The sequence below is a fragment of the Longimicrobiaceae bacterium genome (genome assembly GCA_035936415.1).
Taxonomy (GTDB): Bacteria; Gemmatimonadota; Gemmatimonadetes; order Longimicrobiales; family Longimicrobiaceae; genus JAFAYN01.
In genome coordinates this window covers 1-2,624 of sequence record DASYWD010000336.1, presented here as the reverse complement: position 1 = coordinate 2,624, position 2,624 = coordinate 1, and the positions used below count along the sequence as shown (strand labels likewise).

Annotated in this window: 3 protein-coding genes; all 3 read left to right on the top strand. The window is 74.4% G+C overall.

From position 1 onward, the window contains the following. On the top strand, positions 1–1,546 hold a 1,546-nt coding region (locus tag VGR37_13785; protein ID HEV2148468.1), incomplete at its 5' end, for a response regulator transcription factor. 105 nt (positions 1,547–1,651) lie between these two features. Beyond that, positions 1,652–2,221 carry a hypothetical protein gene (locus VGR37_13780; protein ID HEV2148467.1) on the top strand — a complete coding sequence of 190 codons (570 nt, stop codon included), beginning with the start codon at positions 1,652–1,654 and terminating at the stop codon, positions 2,219–2,221. Between the two features lie 68 nt (positions 2,222–2,289). Beyond that, positions 2,290–2,571, top strand: a complete 282-nt coding sequence (locus VGR37_13775; GenBank protein HEV2148466.1) for a DUF4242 domain-containing protein — start codon at positions 2,290–2,292, stop codon at positions 2,569–2,571. The last annotated feature ends 53 nt before the right edge of the window (positions 2,572–2,624 follow it).

The window sequence follows — 2,624 nt, the reverse complement described above, 5'->3', positions numbered from 1 at the left end:
CCGCGAGGCAGCCGCCCAGTACGCCCGCGCGCTGCGCCATGCGGACCACCTGCCGCCGGCCGAGCGCGCCCGCCTCCTCGAAGCACAGGCGTACGAGTACTACCTCACCGACCAGATCTCCGAGTCCCTCGCGGCCCGACGCGCCGCGCTCGACCTGTGGCGCGCCGCCGGGGACCGGACCCGGGAAGGGGACACCCTCCGCTGGCTCTCCCGGCTCAACTGGTTCCTGGGCGAGAACGCGGAAGCCGAGCGGGCCGGACGCGCCGCGCTCGACGTGCTGCAGCCGCTGCCGCCCGGGCGGGAGCTGGCGATGGCGTTCAGCAACTGGTCCCAGCTCCGGATGTTGAGCCACGACCTCCCCGAAGCGGTGGCCTGGGGGGAGCGGGCCATCGCGCTCGCCGGGGAGCTGGGCGACACGGCCACGCTCGCCCACGCGCTCAACAACGTCGGGACCGCGACGCTCAACTCCGACTACGAGAAGGGAAGGGCGCTCCTCGAACGGAGCCTGTCGCTGTCGCTGGAGGCCGGGCTGGAGGAGCACGCGGCGCGCGCCTACACCAACCTCGGCTCGGAGCACGTCGTCCTCCACCGCTTCCCCCAGGCGGACCAGTACCTGGAGCAGGGGATCGGCTACTGCGCGGAGCACGACCTGGACTCGTGGCGGCTGTACATGCTCGGGTGGCTGGCGGTCTCCGGCCTCCACCGGGGGCGCTGGACCGAGGCGGAGGAGGCCGCCACGGCCGTGCTGCAGCACCCCCGCGTCTCCTCGGTGAGCCGGATGCAGGCGCTGGTTGTGCTGGGGCGGATCGCCGCCCGCCGCGGCGAGTTCGACCGGACGGCGTACCTGGACGAGGCGCTCGCCCTCGCCTCCGGGACGGGAGAGCTGCAGCGGCTGGCGCCGGCCTGCGCCGCGCACGCGGAGCTCGCCTGGCTCTCGGGGGAGCGCAACCGCGCGGAGCGGGAGACGCGGACGGCGCTGGAGCTGGCGCTCGCCCGCCGGGATCCGTGGCGTGCCGGAGAGCTGCTCTCCTGGCTCGCCCGCGCCGACGAGCGCGTGGAGGCGCCGGAGTGGATCGCCAGGCCGTACGCGCTGGAGCTCGCGGGCGATCGGGCCGGCGCCGCCGCGGAATGGAAGGGGCGCGGGTGTGACTACGAGGCGGCGCGGGCGCTCGCCGGGGGGGACGACGCGGAGGGTCTTCGCGCCGCGCTGGAGGAGTTCGAGCGGCTCGGCGCCCGTCCCGCCGCGCAGCACGTGCTCCGCAGGCTGCGCGAGCTGGGGGTGCGCGGCGTCCCACGCGGCCCGCGTCCCTCCACGCGCGCCAATCCCGGCGGCCTCACGCGCCGCGAGGCCGAGATCGCGCGGCTCATCGCCTCGGGGCTGCGCAACGGCGAGATCGCGAAGCGGCTCTTCCTCGCCCCCAAGACCGTGGACCACCACGTCTCCAGCGTGCTTGCCAAGCTGGGGGTGCGGACGCGGATGGAGGCCGCGCGCGAGGCGGAGCGGCTCGGACTCCTCCAAACCGGGGGGGCGCACCCGCCAAAATAGGGAGGGCTCCCGATCCCCCGTGCGTTCCCGCTCCGCAGATTGGTTCGTGCGAACCGCGACGGCTCCGGCCGCCGCCCGGCGCGGACCTTCACAGGAGACGGAACCATGTCCAGACCCACCCTGCTCGCCGCACTGCTGGTGACGCTCGGCCTCGCGGCGTGCGAAGCCGGCCCCCCGGCAGCGCCCCCGTCGGACCACTCCGGCGCGTCGCACGGCCGCGCGGCCGGCACGTCCGCCGACCTCGCCCGGCAGCTCGCCGCGCTTCGCCGGGAGACCGCGGCCTACCACAACTTCGACAAGGCGGTCGAGGCGGGGTACACCGAGCGGATCACCCCGTGCTGGGCGCACCGCACGCTCGGCGCGATGGGGTACCACTACGGCAACCCCGGGCTGATCGACGGCACGGTCGAGCTCCTCCGGCCGGAGCTGCTGATCTACGAGCCGGGACCGAGCGGGCACCTGCGCCTGGTGGGGCTGGAGTACATCGTCCCGATCGACGCCTGGGAGGGCAAGGCTCCCCCGACCCTGCTCGGGCAGGAGTTCCACCCGCACTCGTTCCTGCCGATCTACAAGCTCCACGTCTGGCTGTGGCGCGACAACCCGCGGGGAACGTTCGCGGACTGGAACCCCACGGTCTCGTGCCAGCACGCCGCGGAGACGGAAGTCTTCGAGTAGCGGCACCCCCGCCCACCTCCGGGTGGGCATCCATCACACCCAGCGGTCCCACAACCAAGGAGCACACGATGCCCAGGTACCTGATCGAGCGCGAGCTTCCCGGCGCCGGCAACCTTTCCCCCGAGGACCTCCGGGGGGTCGCCCAGAAGTCGTGCGGCGTGCTGCGCGAGATGGGCCCCGAGGTCCAGTGGGTGCAGAGCTACGTGACGGGCGACAAGATCACCTGCATCTACCTCGCGCCCGACGAGGAGAGCGTCCGGGAGCACGCGCGCCGGGGCGGCTTCCCGGCGAACCGCGTCCTCGAGGTCCACGCCGTGATCGATCCCACCACCGCGGACGCGGCGCGGTAGCGGAGCGCCCGGCCGCGGGCAGGCCCCGGGCGGATCCTCGCGCAGCGCGCGAG